The organism is Conexibacter sp. DBS9H8, from assembly GCF_023330685.1.
In the GTDB taxonomy this organism is placed as follows: domain Bacteria; phylum Actinomycetota; class Thermoleophilia; order Solirubrobacterales; family Solirubrobacteraceae; genus Palsa-465.
In genome coordinates this window covers 1860482-1875799 of record NZ_CP097128.1, presented here as the reverse complement: position 1 = coordinate 1875799, position 15318 = coordinate 1860482, and the positions used below count along the sequence as shown (strand labels likewise).

The following is a 15318-nucleotide window of genomic DNA, read 5'->3' as shown; positions in this document are numbered from 1 at the left end:
GGGAGCGGTGCGCCTCATCCCCACCTCGCGGGTCACGGACGGCGCGTTGCTCGGCGCGGACGTCCAGATCGGCAACTCACAGGGTATTCCCCTGCTGCGCCGCGGGGTTCGCCTCACCGACCGGCTGCGTGATCGTCTCATTGCGCTGGGGGTGCACGCCGTCTACGTCGAGGATGCGATCAGCGAAGGGATCTGCCCCGAGCCGATGCTCGACGAGGACACGCGTATCGCCGCCACGAAGGCGGTCGCCACCGCCTTCCGGGCCGCCCGTCAGGCCTTTGAGCGCAACGAACCGCTCGGGGAGGACAGTCTCCTCACCCTCCAGCAGGTCGTCGGCCGGATCCTCGAGCGACTCGAGTCATGCGGCCCGGCGGCGTCCCTCGCCCTCGCCGACATGGCCTCCGCCGACGGCTACACCTTCCAGCACTCGATCGACGTTGCCACCGTCGGCCTGGTCGTCGCCCGCCGCTACTGGCTCACCCACGGATGGTGCGACCATCAAGGGGTCCGCCGGTATGACCGGATCGACAGCCGCCTCGGCGAACTCGGCATGGGCCTCCTGTTGCACGACGTCGGCAAGCTGGGGATCCCCCGGGCGATCCTGCACAAGGAGGGCAAGCTGGACGCGGCCGAGTGGTCGCTGATGAGGCGGCACCCGCGGATGGGCGTCGATCTGCTCGCCACTGATCTCCTGAGCCCGCTCGTCAAGGGCGTCGTCCTGCGCCACCACGAACGCTGGAACGGCAGCGGCTACCCGGACGGTCGCGCCCGGGAGGCGATCCACGAGATGGCCCGGATCGCCGGCGTCGCCGACACCTTCGACGCGATCATCTCCGAGCGGGTGTACGCCCCGGCCCGGCCCGCGGCGGACGGCGTCACGGTGATCCGCGAGGGTGCCGGGACGCTGTTCGACCCGGCCGTCGTCGTCGCGTTCTGCGCGGTCGTCCCGCCGTACCCCCCCGGGAGCGAGGTCACCCTGCCCGACGGGCGCTGCGCGATCGTCGTGTCGGTGGAGGAGGGGCACTTCGACACCCCGCTCGTGCGGACCTTCGACGGCGCTGAGGAGGTCGTCGCCCTCGGTGCCGCCACCGGGCCCGAGGCCCTGTCACCGGGCGCGGGCCGGGTGTCGACCCGTCCGGCGACCGTCCCCGCCTGAGACCGAGGCTCGCGGAGATCAGAGCCGGCCTCAAGTCGGCGCCGGCCGGGCCGATCACGCAGGACGTGAGCCTCCTCGACTCGACCCAGCTCGCGCTCGAATCCGCGATGAACGGATCGATGCTGCGCCAGACGCTGCTCACCAACGACCTCGCGAACGCCGACACGCCCGGCTTCCAGCCTCAGGACGTCAACTTTCAGCAAACCCTCGCCCAGGCGCTCGCCGCCGGTCAGTCACCGACGTCGGTGAGCTTCACCCCCTCAACCCAGGCCCAGGTGGTGAACCCGAACGGGAACGGCGTCTCCACCGACCTCACCGAGACCGACATCGCTGAGAACGCCCTGCTCTATCAGGAGCTGACCCAGATCACCGCGGCGCGCGAGGGGATCATCCAGACCGCCATCAGCACGACGAGCGCACCCTAGGAGATCGCCGTGAGCTTCTTTGACGCGATCAACGTCGCCGCGAGCGGCCTCACCGCGGAGCGGACCGCGATGGACGTGACGACCGAGAACCTCGCCAACGCGAACACGACGAACGTGAACGGCCAGCCCTACAAGCCCCAGGCGGTGGAGTTGAGCGCGATCGGCGACTCGAGCTTCGCCGGCCAGCTCTCTTCCGCGCTGGCGGCGGGCGGGACGAGCCCGACCGCCCAGGCGCTGCTCGGAGCCAACGGAGGCGGCACCGCCGGCGGGGTTGAGGTGTCCCAGATCGTCACCGAGAACGTCCCCTACCAGCTCGTCTACAACCCCTCCAGCCCCCAGGCGAACGCTCAGGGGTACGTGCGCGAGCCGAACGTCCAGCCGGTCACCGAGATGACGAACCTGATCGACGAATCGAACTCCTACCAGGCGGACGTCACCGCGATGGAGACCGCCAAGACCATGTACCAGGCAACCCTCGGAGTGCTCAAGTGATCATCCCCCCGATCGGTGTGGGCCCCCTCGGCCCGTCAGAGTGGAGCGTCGGCTCGGTGCCGGGCGTCGCCGGCCTCGGCTCCGGCGCCCCCGGACAGACGTCGGGTGGCGGCACGGGCTCCGGCAGCTTCGCCGGAGCGCTGACGAACGCGATCAGCTCACTCGATACGAGCCAGAGCGCCGCCTCCACTGCGGCCACCCAGCTCGCGGACGGTCAGGCATCCAACCCGACCCAGGTGGTCACGACGGTGGAGAACGCGGCCCTGTCGATGGACTACGCGGCCCAGATCCGTAACCAGCTCGACACGGCCGCCCAAACCCTGTTCGCCACCCAGATGTAGGTGAGCGCCGGCGTGAACCTCAACCTCTCCCAGATCACCGGCAAGCTCTCCCCGCGCGGCTGGCTCGCCGTCGGCGGCGCCGCGATGGTCGGCGTCCTGTTCGTCTACCTGCTGATGAGCCTCGCCTCCGCGCCGAGCTACACGACCGTGCTCGCCGGCGTCAACCCGGCCCAGACGGGCAAGATCACGAGCGCGCTGGCGACCGCCGGCATTCCCTACGAGCTGCAGAACGGCGGCACGGCGATCGCCGTGGAGACCGCCAAGCAGGCCCAGGCCCGGGTCGCCCTCGCGTCCAACGGCCTCCTGTCGGGCACCGGGACGAGCTCGACCCTTTCCCTCGGCAGCTCGAGCCTGGGCGAGAGCACCTTCCAGCAGCAGGTCGGCTATCAGTCGGCGCTGGAGAAGCAGCTCGACGGGGCGATCGACAACTTCCAGGGCGTCAACTCGACCCAGGTCCAGCTCGTCCTGCCCAACCCCTCGACCGAGCTGTTCGCAAGCTCGGCGACACCGGCGTCCGCCGCGGTCCTGCTCAACACGACCCAGCAGCCGAGCCCGACGACCGTCCGCGCGATCGCCCAGATGGTCGCCGACAGCGTGCCGTCGCTGTCGACGACGAAGGTGACGATCACCGATCAGAACGGTGACCTGCTGTGGCCGACGAGCGCAAGCGCGTCGGGGTCGAGTTCCCTCCTTGCCGCCCAGCAGGCCGAGCAGACCTACGACCAGCAGGAGGCCGCCAGCGTCGACGCGATGCTCGCCTCCACCCTCGGGGCCGGCAAGGCCCAGGTCCAGATCAACGCCCAGCTCAACACGAACCAGACAACCGAGGATTCGGTGACCTACGCGAACAAGGGCGTGCCACTGACCTCGACAACCTCCCAGGAGACGCTCACCGGGAGCGCCGCGGGCGCCGCGGGCGGCGGCGCCGGGACCACGCAGACCCAGATCCCCTCGTATGCGGCGACGGCCAACAGCGGCCCGTCCAGGTACGCCAACAAGACGAACGCGACACTGTGGGGGGTCGACAAGACGATCGCCCACACGGTGATCACGCCCGGCCAGCTCACCCATCAGAGCGTCTCGGTACTCGTCGCCAACACGGTGCCCGCCGCCGAGCTCACCTCGATCCAGCAGGCGGTGGAGAACGCCACGGGGTTCAACGCCAAGCGCGGGGATACGATCTCGGTCGGCCGGATCAGCTTCGCCAAGGTCCCGGTGAGCACCCCGGCCTCGAGTCCGACGGCGATGCTGTCGGACGCCAAGTACGTCGTGATCGGCGTCGGCGCCCTCCTCTTCCTCCTCTTCACGACCCGGGCGCTACGACGCCGGGAGGAGGCGGGGCTGCATCAGCACCCGACCTGGCTGCGCGAGCTCGAGGGCCCCCGGTCGATCTCGGACATAGACATCGACCAGCTCGACGCGCCAACCCGGGCAGGTGCCCTGCGCGCGCCGGTCAACCTCGCCAAGCGCCAGGTCGAGGACCTCGTCGACCGCGAGCCCGACCGCGTCGCCGCGCAGCTGCGGATGTGGATGGGCGAGGAGTAGACGCCGCCGATGGCCGTCGAGCTCTACCAGCAGCCGGAGACCGCCGCGAACGGCGGAGCGAAAGTCGCGCCGGCGATCGCCCGCACGAAGACGGCGGCGGTCGCCGTGCGGGGACGCAAGAAGGCGGCGGTGCTGCTCGTCTCGCTCGGCCCCGAGAAGGCGGCTGAGGTGTTCCGTCACCTCCACAACGACGAGATCGAGGCGCTGTCGCTGGAGATGGCGAAGATCGGCCACCTCGACCCGGAAACGTCCAACACGGTGATCGAGGAGCTCGCGGCAACGGTCATCGCCTACGACTCGCTCGCCCAGGGCGGCCTTGAGTACGCGCGCGAGGTGCTCGAACGGGCGATCGGCCCGGAGCGGGCCGCCGAGATCATCGGGCGGCTCAACTCGGTGATCGAGATGCGGCCGTTCGAGTTCCTGCGCAAGACTCCGCCGGAGCAGATCGTCACGTTCCTGCGTAACGAGGCGCCCCAGACGGTCGCCCTCGTGGTCGCCAACCTTCATACGACCCTCGCCGCTCAGGTGCTCGCGCACCTGCCCGAGGCCGAACAGGCTGAGATCGCGCTCCGGATCGCCCGGATGGGTGAGACGAGCCCGGATGTCGTCAAGCAGGTGGAGGAGGTGATGCGCGCCAAGCTCGCCTCGGTGGTCCAGCAGGACTACACCGCGGCCGGCGGGGTGAAGTCACTCGCAGAGATCCTCAACCACACGGACCGGCCGACCGAGCGCAACGTCCTCGACTCGCTCACGGAGGCGGATGAAGAGCTCGCGGCAGAGGTGCGTCGCCTCCTGTTCGTGTTCGAGGACATCACCAAGCTCGAGGACCGCTCGATCCAGCTGATTCTGCGGGAAGCCGACCAGAAGGACCTCGCCCTCGCGCTGCGGGGGGTCACACCGGAAGTCAAGGCGCGGATCCTCTCGAACATGTCCGAACGTGGCGCCCAGATGCTGCTGGAGGAGATCGAGTACCAGCCGCCGCAGCGCAAGCGTGTCGTCGAGGAGGCCCAGGGTCGCATCGTCGCGATCGTGCGGCGCCTCGAGGAGGCCGGCTCGATCGTGCTGTCACGCTCTGACTCCGACGTCGTCTTCTGATGTCGACGATCTCCCGCTACCGGTTCGCCCCGCTCGAGGGCGAGGCCCCCCACCGGGTCGAGGATGTCCTCTCCGCCGCCTGGGCCGAGGCCGAGCAGGTGCGGGCCCGCGCGTACGCCGAGGGATTTGCCGCGGGTGAGGCGACGGGCCGGGAGGCGTTCGAGGCGGAGGCGCGCGCGGCGCTCGCAATGCTGAGCGCCGCCGCGGACACGTTCGTCACGGAACGGGCGACCGCGGTCGCCGAGCTTGAGGGTCAGGCGGGCGAACTCGGCCTCGCGATCGCCGAGCAGATCGTGGCCGGGGCGATCGCCGTCGAGCCCGAGCGGATCGTCGAGGTGTGCGCGGCCGCGCTGCGCCGCCTCGCCGACCGCCGTCGCGTGACCGTGGCCGTCAACCCCGACGACCTCGAACTGGTCGTCAGCCACTCCGGCACGCTGCGGACCGGCCTCGGGGGGATCGAGACGCTCGAGGTGCAGTCCGACCGACGGGTCGGCCGCGGGGGCGTGATCGTCCGGACCGCGGACGCGGTGATCGACGCCACCGTCGCGACCCAGCTGCGCCGGGCCCGTGAGGTTGTCGAGACGGCCCTCCGCGAGCCCGAGCCGAGCGACCCGGACCAGCGGGATGCCTGAGCTGCTCGAGCGGGCGACCGCCGCTGTGCGTGGCTCCGACCTCGCACAGCGTCGGGGGCGCGTCAGTGACCTGATCGGCCTCATCCTCGAGGTGAGCGGCCTCACCGCGGAGATCGGCGAACTGTGCCTCGTCGGCGAGGACTCCGGACGCGCCCGCCGAGCCCCGATTCCCTGTGAGGTCGTCGGCTTCCGAGCGGGCCGGACCCTGCTGATGCCGCTCGGCGAGTTGAGCGGGATCGGTCCCGGCACCCCGGTCACACCCACCGGGTCCCCGTTTCGGGTGTCGGTCGGCCCGGCCCTGCTCGGCCGGGTTCTCGACGGTCTCGGGCGCCCACTCGACGGCATCCCGGCACCGGCCGGGCGCCGACGCGCCAGCACCGATGCGGCCCCCCCCGACGCGCTCACGCGGCCACGGATCTGCGACCGCGTCGGCCTCGGCGTGCGGGCGCTGGACACCCTCGTCCCCTGCGGCGTCGGACAGCGGCTCGGCATCTTCGCGGGATCCGGGGTCGGCAAGTCCTCCCTGATGGGGATGATCGCCCGGTCGACAACCGCCGACGTCAACGTGATCGCCCTCGTCGGCGAGCGGGGCCGAGAGGTGCGCGAGTTCATCGAGCGCGACCTCGGTCCCGCGCTCGCGAACTCCGTCGTGATCGTCGCGACCTCGGACCAGCCCGCGCTCGTCCGGATTCGGGCAGCGTTCACGGCGACGACGATCGCCGAGTTCTTCCGGGACGAGGGTCACCACGTGATGCTGATGATGGATTCGGTCACCCGCTTCGCCATGGCCCAGCGGGAGCTCGGCCTCGCGATCGGGGAGCCGCCGGCGACCCGCGGCTACACGCCGTCGGTGTTCGCCCTGCTCCCCCGCCTCCTTGAGCGGGCGGGGACCGCGCCGACGGGTGCGATCACCGGCCTCTACACGGTGCTCGTCGACGGGGACGACATGAACGAGCCGATCGCGGACGCGGTGCGCTCGATCCTCGACGGTCACATCGTGCTGAGCCGGGACCTCGCCCACGCGGGGCATTACCCGGCCATTGACGTCCTCGCCTCGGTCTCCCGCCTCGTCAGCGAGATCCTCGACCCGTCCCTGCGGGCCGCCGGTGACCGGCTGCGGGCGGCGCTCGCCGCCTACCGGGACAAGCAGGATCTCATCTCGATCGGCGCCTACGTGCGCGGAACCGACCCGCTCACCGACGCCGCCGTCGCACTCAGCTCACAGATCAACGGCTTCCTCCGCCAGTCCGTCGACGAGCCGAGCGACCTGGACGAGGCAGACGCGCAACTGTGCGCGCTCGCGGCCGAACTCGCGGGCGGCGGACCGCAGGGATGAAACCCCCGACGCTCAAGTCGGCGAGCCGACGGCCGACTACCCGGAGTGTCATGGACGCCTCTCCCCACCGCTTCCGCCTGGAACGGATCCGCGCTCTCCGTGAGCGCGCCGAGGAGCAGGCCAAACAGGCGCTCGCGGACTCAATGCTCGCCGAACAGGCGGCCGCAGACACGGTCGCCGGAGCCTCAGCGGCGGTCGCCGACGCCCGCGCCGCGCTGTCGGGTGCCGCAGACCGGCCCGTCGACGTCGCAGCGATCCGGGCCCACCAGAACTACCTCGAGCGCACCGAGGCGATCCACGCCTCCGGGGTTGAGGCGCTCGCCGGGCAGCGGCGGGTCGTCGAGAGCCGACGGGACGGACTCGTCGAAGCTGCCCGCAGCCGCCAATCCCTCGATCGTCTCCGTGACCGCAGCCTCGCCGCTCACCGTCGTGAGGCCGACCGGGCCGAGCGGGCCGTGCTGGACGAGATCGCCCTCAACAGCTTCCGGCGGCGGTCCGCCGCATGAGCCCGACGTCCCTCATCCCGAGCTTCGGGGCAGCCCCGGCGCCCCCGTCCACACCCGCTCCCGTGATCGACGCGAGCCCGGGAACCGTCGCCGCATCCCCGGGATCGGTCAGCTCCGGCGCGCCGCCCGGGGCACCACCGCCAGCTCCGCCGAGCTTCGCCCACCTCCTCACCACGGCCCGGACCGCCCCTGCGGAAGGCCCCCACCACAAGCACCGAGCCGCCGCCGGTACGCCGAACCCGGCGACGCTCAGGGCTGACCTGCCCGCGCTCCCGGCCCTCCCCTCCCCTCCCCTCCGCACTCCCCACACCGCCCCGGCCGGTGCGCCGGGCGCGGGCGGACACCCGTCGACCGTCGTGCCGTCGGGTGAGACCGCCGCAGCAGGCCACTCGTCGCCCGCCATGAGCCGGGGCGTCGACTCCGGGCCCGCCGGGCGTGCGGTGGCGACGGTCGGATCGGACCTGGCAGCGCACCCCGGAAGGACCGCCGCACCGCGGCCCACCGCGCCCGGCTCGGCGCCAGGCGCCGCTTTGGCGGCGGTGTCGCCAGCCGCTGTCGGTTCACCGGCACCGGCCGCCACGGGGACGTCGCCGTCGATCGCCGGCGCGGTGGCGTCAACCGCTCCGGCGGCGATGCCCGCCGACACCCCGCCGCACAGCGCCGTCCCTGCACGCGCCCTCACCGCGACGGTGCTCAGCCCGCGCACGACGGCAGCGACACCGCCGACGAGTACGGCGATGACGTCCGCCGGCCCCGTCTCCGGCGACCGGGCCACCCGGTCGATCGGCCACCCGGTCACGCCGGACGTCCGATCACTGACGGCCACCCCCACCGCCGCGGCGACGATCCCCGCCCCGGCCCGGCCCGGCCCGCTCGGGGCGCTGCGCGTGAGCGGCGCGGGATCCGCCCGTACGATCGGTGCGGCGATCGCCGGCGCGGAGCCCGGCCGGACGTCCGGCGGCGGGCCCGGCGGCGGCCACGCCGACGCGGGCCAGGACCAGCCGAACCCCGGTGCGCCGCTCTCCACCCCCACGTCGGCGACGGCGACCCCCACCACCGGCGGGAGCCCCGCTGCCGCGGTCCCACTCTCCCGCGCCGGTGAGGCGCTCTCGGCGACGCTGACGGCGATGCACAGCCACGGGGTGAGCGTCGCGCGCATCAGCCTTGCGCCGGCCAGTCTCGGTGGCATCCGGATCACCCTCACCCAGACGACCGCTGGACTCGTCGCCCGGGTGAGCGCCGACCACCCGGAGGCGGCTCAGGCGCTGCTCCAGAGCGCCGAGGAACTGCGCCGCGGGCTCGAGGCCGGTGGGACCCCCCTGCTCCGCTTCGATGTCTCCCACAGCGGGCAGCCCGACCCGGGCAACGCCGGGGGGGGCACCGCGGGGGGCGGAACCACCCCGCGTCACCCCGAGTCGCCGCAGGGGCACGCCGCCACGGCGGACGGGGAGGAACCCTCCGGCGCACCGTTGACGGTGACCCTGTCGGATGGCGCCCTCGTCAACGTGCTCGTCTGAAGCCACCGAAAGAGAGTCAACTGACATGAGCGTCACCACCCCCCCCGTCATCAGCACCGGCACGAACGGTCAGGCGATCGGCGGCACGAGCGGCACGAGCCTCGCCAACCCGAGCGCGACGGCGCTCAACTCCAACGAGTTCCTGCAGCTGATGATGGTGCAGCTCCAGAACCAGGATCCGACCAACCCCTCGACCCAGGATCCGACCCAGTTCCTCACCCAGCTCGCCCAGCTCACCCAGGTCGAGCAGGAGACCAACACCGCCCAGTCGACCTCACAGACCGCCTCCGAGCAGGCGGTCGCCAGCGCCGTCGCCCTGATCGGGGACACCGTCAACTACACCGACCCGAGCACCGGCGCCAAGCTGTCGGGGAGCGTCCAGAGCGTGCAGATCACCTCCGCGGGCCCGACCCTGACCGTCAACGGAATCGCCGGCGTGACCCCGGCGAGCGTCACGGCGGTCACCGCGCCGGCCACGTCGACCGGCACGTCGACGTCGACGTCGAGCGGCACGACCGGCACGACGGGCGGGAGCACGACCGCATGAGCGAACTGCCCGTCAACCCGGCGCTCCTCTCGACGAGCCTCGGTCCGGTCAGCTCCCCGTCACCGAGCCGTCAGCCGGTGACGGGGCCACCCACCTCCGGGTCGGGCCCGAGCTTCGCCGCGACGCTCGCCCAGGCGCAGGGACCGGCGTTCTCCAAGCACGCGCTCGAGCGGCTCGCCCGACGTGGCATCGAACTTGACGGCCCCACCCTCGGGCGCCTCAGCGACGGGATCGCCCGGGCGGCCGACAAGGGCGCCCGCAACTCCGTCGTGTTCGTGGACGGGACGGCGTTCGTCGCCTCGGTCCAGAACAACACCGTCATCACGGCGGTCGGACCCGAGCACATGCGCTCGCAGGTGTTCACCAACATCGACAGCGCGGTGATCGCGTGAATCCCCACCCAGTGCGGCTGGACCCCATGCGGGAAGCCGTCATTTCTCAGACAAAGGAAGTGATGCACAGATGATGCCAGCGATGTACTCGGCCATCAGCGGCCTCGAGGCACACCAGACGATGCTCAACGTCACCGCGAACAACCTCGCCAACGTCGACACGATCGGCTACAAGGCCCAGCGGACGACGTTCGAGTCCGAGCTGGCGACCCTGATCAACGGCGGCTCGGGCCAGACGGCCAACAACGGCGGGACCAACCCAGTCCAGTACGGCCTCGGGGTCCAGGTCGGTTCGATCGACAACATCATGGGGGCGGGCTCGCTGCAGTCGACCGGCAACGCGCTCGACGTCGCGATCCAGGGTGACGGGTTCCTCACGGTCGGCAACTCGACGGCGACGCCGGCGGTCCCCAAGACCGGGTCGGGCACCACGTTCACCCAGACGGTCGCCTCCGGCTCACCGGCCACCGCGGTCGGGACCGGCACCTTCCCGACCGCCTACGGCTACACCCGGGCGGGAAACCTCACCACCGACTCCCAGGGGTTCCTGACGACCGCCAGCGGCCAGTACGTGATGGGCTTCACCGCCCCGCCGACGAGCACGACCGCCACCCCGAACACCTACATCTACATCCCGCCCGGCTCGACGAACGTGTCGATCGGCCCGAGCGGCCAGGTCACCTACACCGACAACATCGTCGGCGACCCGAACAACGGACTGACGGTCACCGCCGGCTACATCGGCCTGGCGACGTTCCCCAACGAGGCGGGACTCAACCGCGAGGCGGGGACGCAGTGGAGCGCCTCACCGAACTCGGGCGCCGCCCAGTACGGGGTCGCCGACAACGGCGGGTTCGCCAACACCCAGGTGATCTCCGGCGAACTCGAGCAGTCCAACGTTGACATGGCGACCGAGTTCACCAACATGATCGAGGCGGAGCGCGGCTACCAGGCGAACTCGAGCGTCATCACGACGGCGAACACGATGATGCAGACGCTCATCCAGATGGCCCCCTGATCCCGAACCTCAGAGAGAGACACGACCATGATCGCGCTGCACCGGCTCGGCCACCAGGCCGAGGAGTTCCATCTCAACCAGGACCTGATCGTGACGGTCGAGGCGAGTCCGGACACGGTGATCACCCTCACCACCGGCACCAAGATCGTCGTCGCCGAGCCGGTGGGGCGCGTCGTGGAGAAGGTGTCGCTGTACCGGGCGGCGATCCTCGCCCGCGCGATCGAACGTTACCCCCGCGTGATCGAGGTGCTGAGCGAGCTGACCGAGGTCGGTCCGGCCGCCGACGGATGACCCCCTGAAGGTTCTCGGCTTCGGGCCGACTACTGAGAACATGAAGCCATCGAGTGCCATCGGAATCGCCGTGGCCACGGCCGGGATCCTGATGGGTGCGCTGATGGGGGGCACCAGTCCGGCCTCATTCATCGACATCCCCGCCTTCCTGATCATCTTCGGCGGCACCTTCGGCGTGACGATGGCGAGCTGTGGCTGGGAGTCGATGCGGGAGATCCCCGCCCTCTACAAGATCGCTTTCCGCGCGCCGCCCGACGGGACCCGGGAACGGGTCGCGCTGATGGTCTCCCTCGCCGAGCAGGCCCGGCGAGAGGGGCTGCTCGCCCTCGACGATCGCATCCGCGAGATCGACGACGAGTTCACCCGCAAAGGCCTGCAGCTCGTCGTCGACGGGATCGATCCCGACCTTGTCCGTGAGGTGCTCGAGGCGGAGATCGAGGGGATGCTCGCCCGCCACACGGCGGGCGCCGCCCCATTTGACAAGGCGGGCGGGTTCGCCCCGACGATGGGGATCATCGGCACGGTGATGGGTCTCGTCCACGTCCTCCAGAACCTCTCCCAGCCGGCGACCCTCGGACCGTCGATCTCGACCGCCTTCGTCGCCACGCTGCTGGGGATCGGGTCGGCGAACGTCGTCTACCTGCCGGTCGCCAACCGGCTCAAGGGACTGTCGGCGAGCGAACTGACTCTGCGCACGCTGACGATGGACGGGATCCTCGCCGTCCAGGCCGGCGACAACCCGCGCGTCGTGGAGGAGAAGCTCTCCTCCTACGTCGCGCCGATGGCCCGCAACGCAGAGGAGGAGGAGGCCACTCCGGTCGCCAGCCTTCAGGACCGCCGCGTCGCTGAGGCGGCCTGAGATGTCCGAGACCGGCGCCAAGGCACGGGCTCAGCGCCCCAAGTCCCGCCACCGCCACGTCGGCGAGCACGAGAACCACGAGCGCTGGCTGCTCACCTACAGCGACATGATCACCCTGCTGATGGCCCTGTTCATGGTGCTGTTCTCGATCTCCTCGGTCAACACGTCGAAGTTCAAGTACCTGCAGAAGTCGCTGCGCGAGGCCTTCTCCCCCGCCCACGTCCTCTCCGGCGGCTCCTCGATCCTCCAGAGCGGCTCGGCCGCCACCCCGACCCGCAGTCTCGTGCCGGCGACCGAGGGGTCGGCGGTCCATTCGATCACGCCGACCGCGCCCTCCACGGTCGCCCAGATGCTCGCCTTCAAGGCCGCCCTCAGCGCCGCCCAGCTCGAACAGGAGAGCCTGCTCGCGCTCGCTCGCCGGATCAACAACTACGCCCGAGCCCACGGGTTCGCCAACCAGGTCAACGCCGTCGTCGCCCGCCGCGGCCTCGTCATCACCGTGCTCACCGACAAGCTGCTGTTCGCCTCAGGGGAGGCGTCGCTGCAACCGGCCGGACTGCCCCTGCTCGATGAGATCGCCCGTCTGCTCAACCTCGACACCGAGCGCCACCCGATCGTTGTCGAGGGCTACACCGACAATGTCCCGATCGACACCGTCGAGTTTCCCTCCAACTGGGAGCTGTCCACCGACCGGGCGACGACCGTCGTCCGCTATCTGATCGGTCGCGGCGTCCCCGAGGATCGCCTCAGCGCGGCCGGCTACGCCGATCAGTTCCCGGTCGCCTCCAACGCGACCGCGGCCGGCCGGGCCAAGAACCGGCGTGTCGAGATCGTGCTCGAACGCATCAACCCCGACCTCGCCCAGACCCAGCCATGAAGAAGAAACTCCTCATCCTCCTGCCGGTGCTCCTGCTCGCCGTCGGCGGCGTCGGGGCCTACGCGTTCGTCCTCCCCCACAAGCCCGCCCCGCCGCTCAAGCTTGTCGGCAACGTCGTGGCGCTCCCGGGCCAGTTCACCCTCAACCTCGCCGGGGGCCACTACGCGACCCTCAGCGTCGCGCTGCTGCTGCCGGCGACCGTGAAGGGGGGGCCGGCGGATGAGCCGGTGATCTCCTCGATCGTCACCAACGACGTGACCGGCCAACCGATGGCCGCGCTCATCTCCGCCCGTGGCCGGTCGATCCTCGAGCACCGGATCATGGAGAACATCAACGGGGAGACGAATGCGGTCGTCACCCGGGTGTACTTCACCAACCTGGCGGTGCAGTGATGAGCCCGGAACGCCACGACGGTGACCTCGGCGGCGTCCGCGATCTGCGCCGCCTCGCCGACGTCCCGGTTGATGTGACGGTGGAGATCGGGCGGACCCGGATGACCGTCGGGGAGATGCTCGAACTCCATCAGGGCTCGATCGTCACCCTCAACCGGATGGCCGGCGAGCCCGTCGACCTGCTCGTCAACGGCACGCCGATCGCCCGGGGGGAGGTCGTCGTCGTCGACGAACAGTTCGGGCTGCGGGTGACCGACGTCCTCGGCGGCGAGGAGCCTCAGCCGGTGGCGACGGCCGTCGTCGCCGCCGCCGAGGCGAGTGCCTGAAGCGCCGCGACGTAGCGCGCGCCCGTCCACACCTCCGCCGCGGCGAACGCCGCGCCAGCGAGCGCAGCGCGCCGCTCGGGGGCGGCGAGAAGGCCCTCCACCGCCTGACGAAGGGCGAGCGGATCGCCCGGCGGGACGAGTTCGGCCGTCACTCCCGCGCGGACGTACCCCTCGAGGCTGCGCACGTCGGAGGCGACGATCGCCGCCCCCGCGTCCGTCGCCGCGGCGAGGCGGATGTGACCCCGCCCGACGAGCCCGTCGGTGACGGCGATGACCGAGATCGTCGCCCGGTCGAGCAGTGCGCTGACGGTGTCGGCGTCGAGCTCGACGCTGATGTGCGCCCCCGCCCGGGTCTGCGCGTTGAGGGCCTCGACCCGCACCCGGTCCGCGGCGCCGACGACGACCTCGAGGTCCCAGCCACGGCCGGCCGCTGCGGCGAACAGCGTCTCCCAGTCACAGTGGGCGCGGCCGGCGGCGAGCACCGGGCCCGCGGCGCGAGGCCGGGGCGGCGGTGTCCCCACCTCACTCACCCGGGCGGCAAAGGGGATGAGGACGAACCGATCCGGCTCGAGCCCGAACCGCGACGGATAGACCGCACGCTCGGCGGGCGTGAGCACCTGAGCGACGGCGAGGCTGCGGCCCAGCGCCCACGACTCGACGCGGGCGATCAGCCGCCCGGTCCACCCGCGCGGCGGATGATCGAAGAACTGCAGGACGACGAGCTTGCGCCGCCGGCCCAGCAGCGCCCGGGAGATCAACAGCGTCCGCCACCCCGGGTCATAGCGGTTGACGGCGACCGCATCCGCCCACCCGGAGAGCCCGGCGAGGACAAGGCCGCGCCGCCACCCGGCCGCGGGCAACCAGCGAGCGACCGGCTCGGGGAGCCGGGCGAGCACGGCGGTGAGGGCCGTCCACGGATGGGGCCCGTCCGGCTGCCCGACCCAGCTGTACCAGCCGTCGGCGATCACACGCGGCCGGCGCGGCAAAGACGGGGTGAACAGGGGGCGGCACACGGGTCCGGTCATTCAAGCAACCGTCGCTCGCGCCGAACACCGGGGGAAAGCGCCACCGAGACCGGCGCGATGACCGTTCACAGAAGGACGACCGATGCCCGACGCCAGCCGCGCCCGCCAACTTGTCGTGTTCACCCTCGGGTCCGAGCAGTACGCGCTGCCGATCGAGCAGGTGCACGAGATCATCCGCTACAACGAACCGCGGTCGGTCGCCTCCCGGATCCCATGGGTGCGCGGGGTGATCAGCCTGCGCGGCCGGATCGTCCCCGTCTACGACCTCGCCGCCCGGCTCGGCCTGGAGGCCGGTCTCACCGAGATCACCAAGATCGTCATCGTTGAGGCGGGCACGGAGATCGCCGGGGTGATCGTCGACGAGGTCGAGGAGGTCCTCACCGTCGAGGCGGACCGATATGAGGAGGTGCCCGGCGCCGACAGCGAGCTGATCGAGTCGATCGCCAAACTCGGGGACCGGCTCGTCGTCCTGCTGAGACCCTCGACGATCTTTGCCCCTCAGGACCACCTCGTCGCGGCCTGACCCGGGCCGCCACCGTCCCGTCC

20 protein-coding genes are annotated in these 15318 nt (G+C 71.2%); 19 read left to right on the top strand and 1 reads right to left on the bottom strand.

Annotated elements, in window-relative coordinates; genetic code table 11:
* Positions 1 to 7 precede the first annotated feature (7 nt).
* From M3M55_RS08855 to fliN, 18 genes are all read left to right on the top strand, one after another.
* Positions 8 to 1156, top strand: coding sequence for an HD-GYP domain-containing protein (locus tag M3M55_RS08855; RefSeq protein WP_249009143.1), 1149 nt, complete (start codon positions 8 to 10; stop codon positions 1154 to 1156).
* Between the two features lie 65 nt (positions 1157 to 1221).
* Positions 1222 to 1581 (top strand): hypothetical protein, encoded by a 360-nt coding sequence (locus M3M55_RS08850; RefSeq protein ID WP_249009142.1) that lies wholly within the window; start codon positions 1222 to 1224, stop codon positions 1579 to 1581.
* 9 nt (positions 1582 to 1590) lie between these two features.
* Positions 1591 to 2073: a flagellar basal body rod protein FlgC gene (gene flgC / locus M3M55_RS08845; RefSeq protein WP_249009141.1), complete on the top strand. Its 483-nt coding sequence runs from the start codon at positions 1591 to 1593 to the stop codon at positions 2071 to 2073.
* On the top strand, positions 2070 to 2414 hold the full coding sequence (locus M3M55_RS08840) for a flagellar hook-basal body complex protein FliE (RefSeq protein WP_249009140.1): 345 nt from the start codon (positions 2070 to 2072) through the stop codon (positions 2412 to 2414). The genes flgC and M3M55_RS08840 overlap by 4 nt, the downstream gene beginning before the upstream one ends.
* Positions 2415 to 3959 carry a flagellar basal-body MS-ring/collar protein FliF gene (gene fliF / locus M3M55_RS08835; protein WP_249009139.1) on the top strand — a complete coding sequence of 515 codons (1545 nt, stop codon included), beginning with the start codon at positions 2415 to 2417 and terminating at the stop codon, positions 3957 to 3959.
* 9 nt (positions 3960 to 3968) lie between these two features.
* Positions 3969 to 5054 (top strand): flagellar motor switch protein FliG, encoded by a 1086-nt coding sequence (gene fliG, locus M3M55_RS08830; protein WP_249009138.1) that lies wholly within the window; start codon positions 3969 to 3971, stop codon positions 5052 to 5054.
* Complete coding sequence (locus M3M55_RS08825; protein ID WP_249009137.1) at positions 5054 to 5686, top strand: FliH/SctL family protein; 633 nt, start codon at positions 5054 to 5056, stop codon at positions 5684 to 5686. The genes fliG and M3M55_RS08825 overlap by 1 nt, the downstream gene beginning before the upstream one ends.
* Complete coding sequence (locus tag M3M55_RS08820) at positions 5679 to 7022, top strand: FliI/YscN family ATPase (protein WP_249009136.1); 1344 nt, start codon at positions 5679 to 5681, stop codon at positions 7020 to 7022. The genes M3M55_RS08825 and M3M55_RS08820 overlap by 8 nt, the downstream gene beginning before the upstream one ends.
* A 50-nt stretch (positions 7023 to 7072) precedes the next feature.
* Positions 7073 to 7528 carry a flagellar export protein FliJ gene (fliJ, locus tag M3M55_RS08815; protein ID WP_249009135.1) on the top strand — a complete coding sequence of 152 codons (456 nt, stop codon included), beginning with the start codon at positions 7073 to 7075 and terminating at the stop codon, positions 7526 to 7528.
* Positions 7529 to 8136: 608 nt separating this feature from the next.
* A complete protein-coding gene (locus M3M55_RS08810; RefSeq protein ID WP_249009134.1) occupies positions 8137 to 9045 on the top strand; it encodes a flagellar hook-length control protein FliK in 909 nt (302 codons plus the stop codon).
* 25 nt (positions 9046 to 9070) lie between these two features.
* Complete coding sequence (locus M3M55_RS08805) at positions 9071 to 9592, top strand: flagellar hook capping FlgD N-terminal domain-containing protein (protein ID WP_249009133.1); 522 nt, start codon at positions 9071 to 9073, stop codon at positions 9590 to 9592.
* Entirely contained in the window at positions 9589 to 9984 is a 396-nt protein-coding gene (locus M3M55_RS08800) for a TIGR02530 family flagellar biosynthesis protein (RefSeq protein WP_249009132.1), read from the top strand. Before M3M55_RS08805 ends, M3M55_RS08800 begins: the two co-directional genes overlap by 4 nt.
* An 82-nt stretch (positions 9985 to 10066) precedes the next feature.
* The gene (locus tag M3M55_RS08795; RefSeq protein ID WP_249009131.1) at positions 10067 to 11002 is read left to right on the top strand and encodes a flagellar hook-basal body protein; all 936 of its coding nucleotides are present in this window, start codon (positions 10067 to 10069) and stop codon (positions 11000 to 11002) included.
* A 27-nt stretch (positions 11003 to 11029) separates the two neighbouring features.
* Complete coding sequence (locus M3M55_RS08790) at positions 11030 to 11293, top strand: flagellar FlbD family protein (protein ID WP_249009130.1); 264 nt, start codon at positions 11030 to 11032, stop codon at positions 11291 to 11293.
* Positions 11294 to 11333: 40 nt separating this feature from the next.
* Positions 11334 to 12152: a flagellar motor protein gene (locus tag M3M55_RS08785; protein WP_249009129.1), complete on the top strand. Its 819-nt coding sequence runs from the start codon at positions 11334 to 11336 to the stop codon at positions 12150 to 12152.
* 1 nt (position 12153) lies between these two features.
* On the top strand, positions 12154 to 13029 hold the full coding sequence (locus tag M3M55_RS08780) for a flagellar motor protein MotB (RefSeq protein WP_256469003.1): 876 nt from the start codon (positions 12154 to 12156) through the stop codon (positions 13027 to 13029).
* Positions 13026 to 13421 carry a flagellar basal body-associated FliL family protein gene (locus M3M55_RS08775; protein ID WP_249009128.1) on the top strand — a complete coding sequence of 132 codons (396 nt, stop codon included), beginning with the start codon at positions 13026 to 13028 and terminating at the stop codon, positions 13419 to 13421. The genes M3M55_RS08780 and M3M55_RS08775 overlap by 4 nt, the downstream gene beginning before the upstream one ends.
* Positions 13421 to 13747, top strand: coding sequence for a flagellar motor switch protein FliN (gene fliN, locus M3M55_RS08770; protein WP_249009127.1), 327 nt, complete (start codon positions 13421 to 13423; stop codon positions 13745 to 13747). The genes M3M55_RS08775 and fliN overlap by 1 nt, the downstream gene beginning before the upstream one ends.
* On the opposite strand, the gene M3M55_RS08765 is transcribed toward fliN, so the two are convergent.
* Complete coding sequence (locus M3M55_RS08765) at positions 13699 to 14772, bottom strand: glycosyltransferase (RefSeq protein WP_249009126.1); 1074 nt, start codon at positions 14770 to 14772, stop codon at positions 13699 to 13701. The two genes, fliN and M3M55_RS08765, sit on opposite strands and share 49 nt — an antisense overlap.
* Positions 14773 to 14854: 82 nt before the next feature.
* Here M3M55_RS08765 and M3M55_RS08760 point away from each other — a divergent pair, with 82 nt between their 5' ends.
* Positions 14855 to 15295 (top strand): chemotaxis protein CheW, encoded by a 441-nt coding sequence (locus tag M3M55_RS08760; RefSeq protein ID WP_249009125.1) that lies wholly within the window; start codon positions 14855 to 14857, stop codon positions 15293 to 15295.
* The last annotated feature ends 23 nt before the right edge of the window (positions 15296 to 15318 follow it).

Coding starts and splice junctions, on each gene's coding strand:
- fliG (WP_249009138.1), top strand. CDS start 3,969: ATGGCCGTCGAGCTCTACCAGCAGCCGGAGACCGCCGCGAACGGCGGA.
- M3M55_RS08825 (WP_249009137.1), top strand. CDS start 5,054: ATGTCGACGATCTCCCGCTACCGGTTCGCCCCGCTCGAGGGCGAGGCC.
- M3M55_RS08820 (WP_249009136.1), top strand. CDS start 5,679: ATGCCTGAGCTGCTCGAGCGGGCGACCGCCGCTGTGCGTGGCTCCGAC.
- fliJ (WP_249009135.1), top strand. CDS start 7,073: ATGGACGCCTCTCCCCACCGCTTCCGCCTGGAACGGATCCGCGCTCTC.
- M3M55_RS08805 (WP_249009133.1), top strand. CDS start 9,071: ATGAGCGTCACCACCCCCCCCGTCATCAGCACCGGCACGAACGGTCAG.
- M3M55_RS08800 (WP_249009132.1), top strand. CDS start 9,589: ATGAGCGAACTGCCCGTCAACCCGGCGCTCCTCTCGACGAGCCTCGGT.
- M3M55_RS08795 (WP_249009131.1), top strand. CDS start 10,067: ATGTACTCGGCCATCAGCGGCCTCGAGGCACACCAGACGATGCTCAAC.
- M3M55_RS08790 (WP_249009130.1), top strand. CDS start 11,030: ATGATCGCGCTGCACCGGCTCGGCCACCAGGCCGAGGAGTTCCATCTC.
- M3M55_RS08785 (WP_249009129.1), top strand. CDS start 11,334: ATGAAGCCATCGAGTGCCATCGGAATCGCCGTGGCCACGGCCGGGATC.
- M3M55_RS08780 (WP_256469003.1), top strand. CDS start 12,154: ATGTCCGAGACCGGCGCCAAGGCACGGGCTCAGCGCCCCAAGTCCCGC.
- M3M55_RS08775 (WP_249009128.1), top strand. CDS start 13,026: ATGAAGAAGAAACTCCTCATCCTCCTGCCGGTGCTCCTGCTCGCCGTC.
- fliN (WP_249009127.1), top strand. CDS start 13,421: ATGAGCCCGGAACGCCACGACGGTGACCTCGGCGGCGTCCGCGATCTG.
- M3M55_RS08765 (WP_249009126.1), bottom strand. CDS start 14,772: ATGACCGGACCCGTGTGCCGCCCCCTGTTCACCCCGTCTTTGCCGCGC.
- M3M55_RS08760 (WP_249009125.1), top strand. CDS start 14,855: ATGCCCGACGCCAGCCGCGCCCGCCAACTTGTCGTGTTCACCCTCGGG.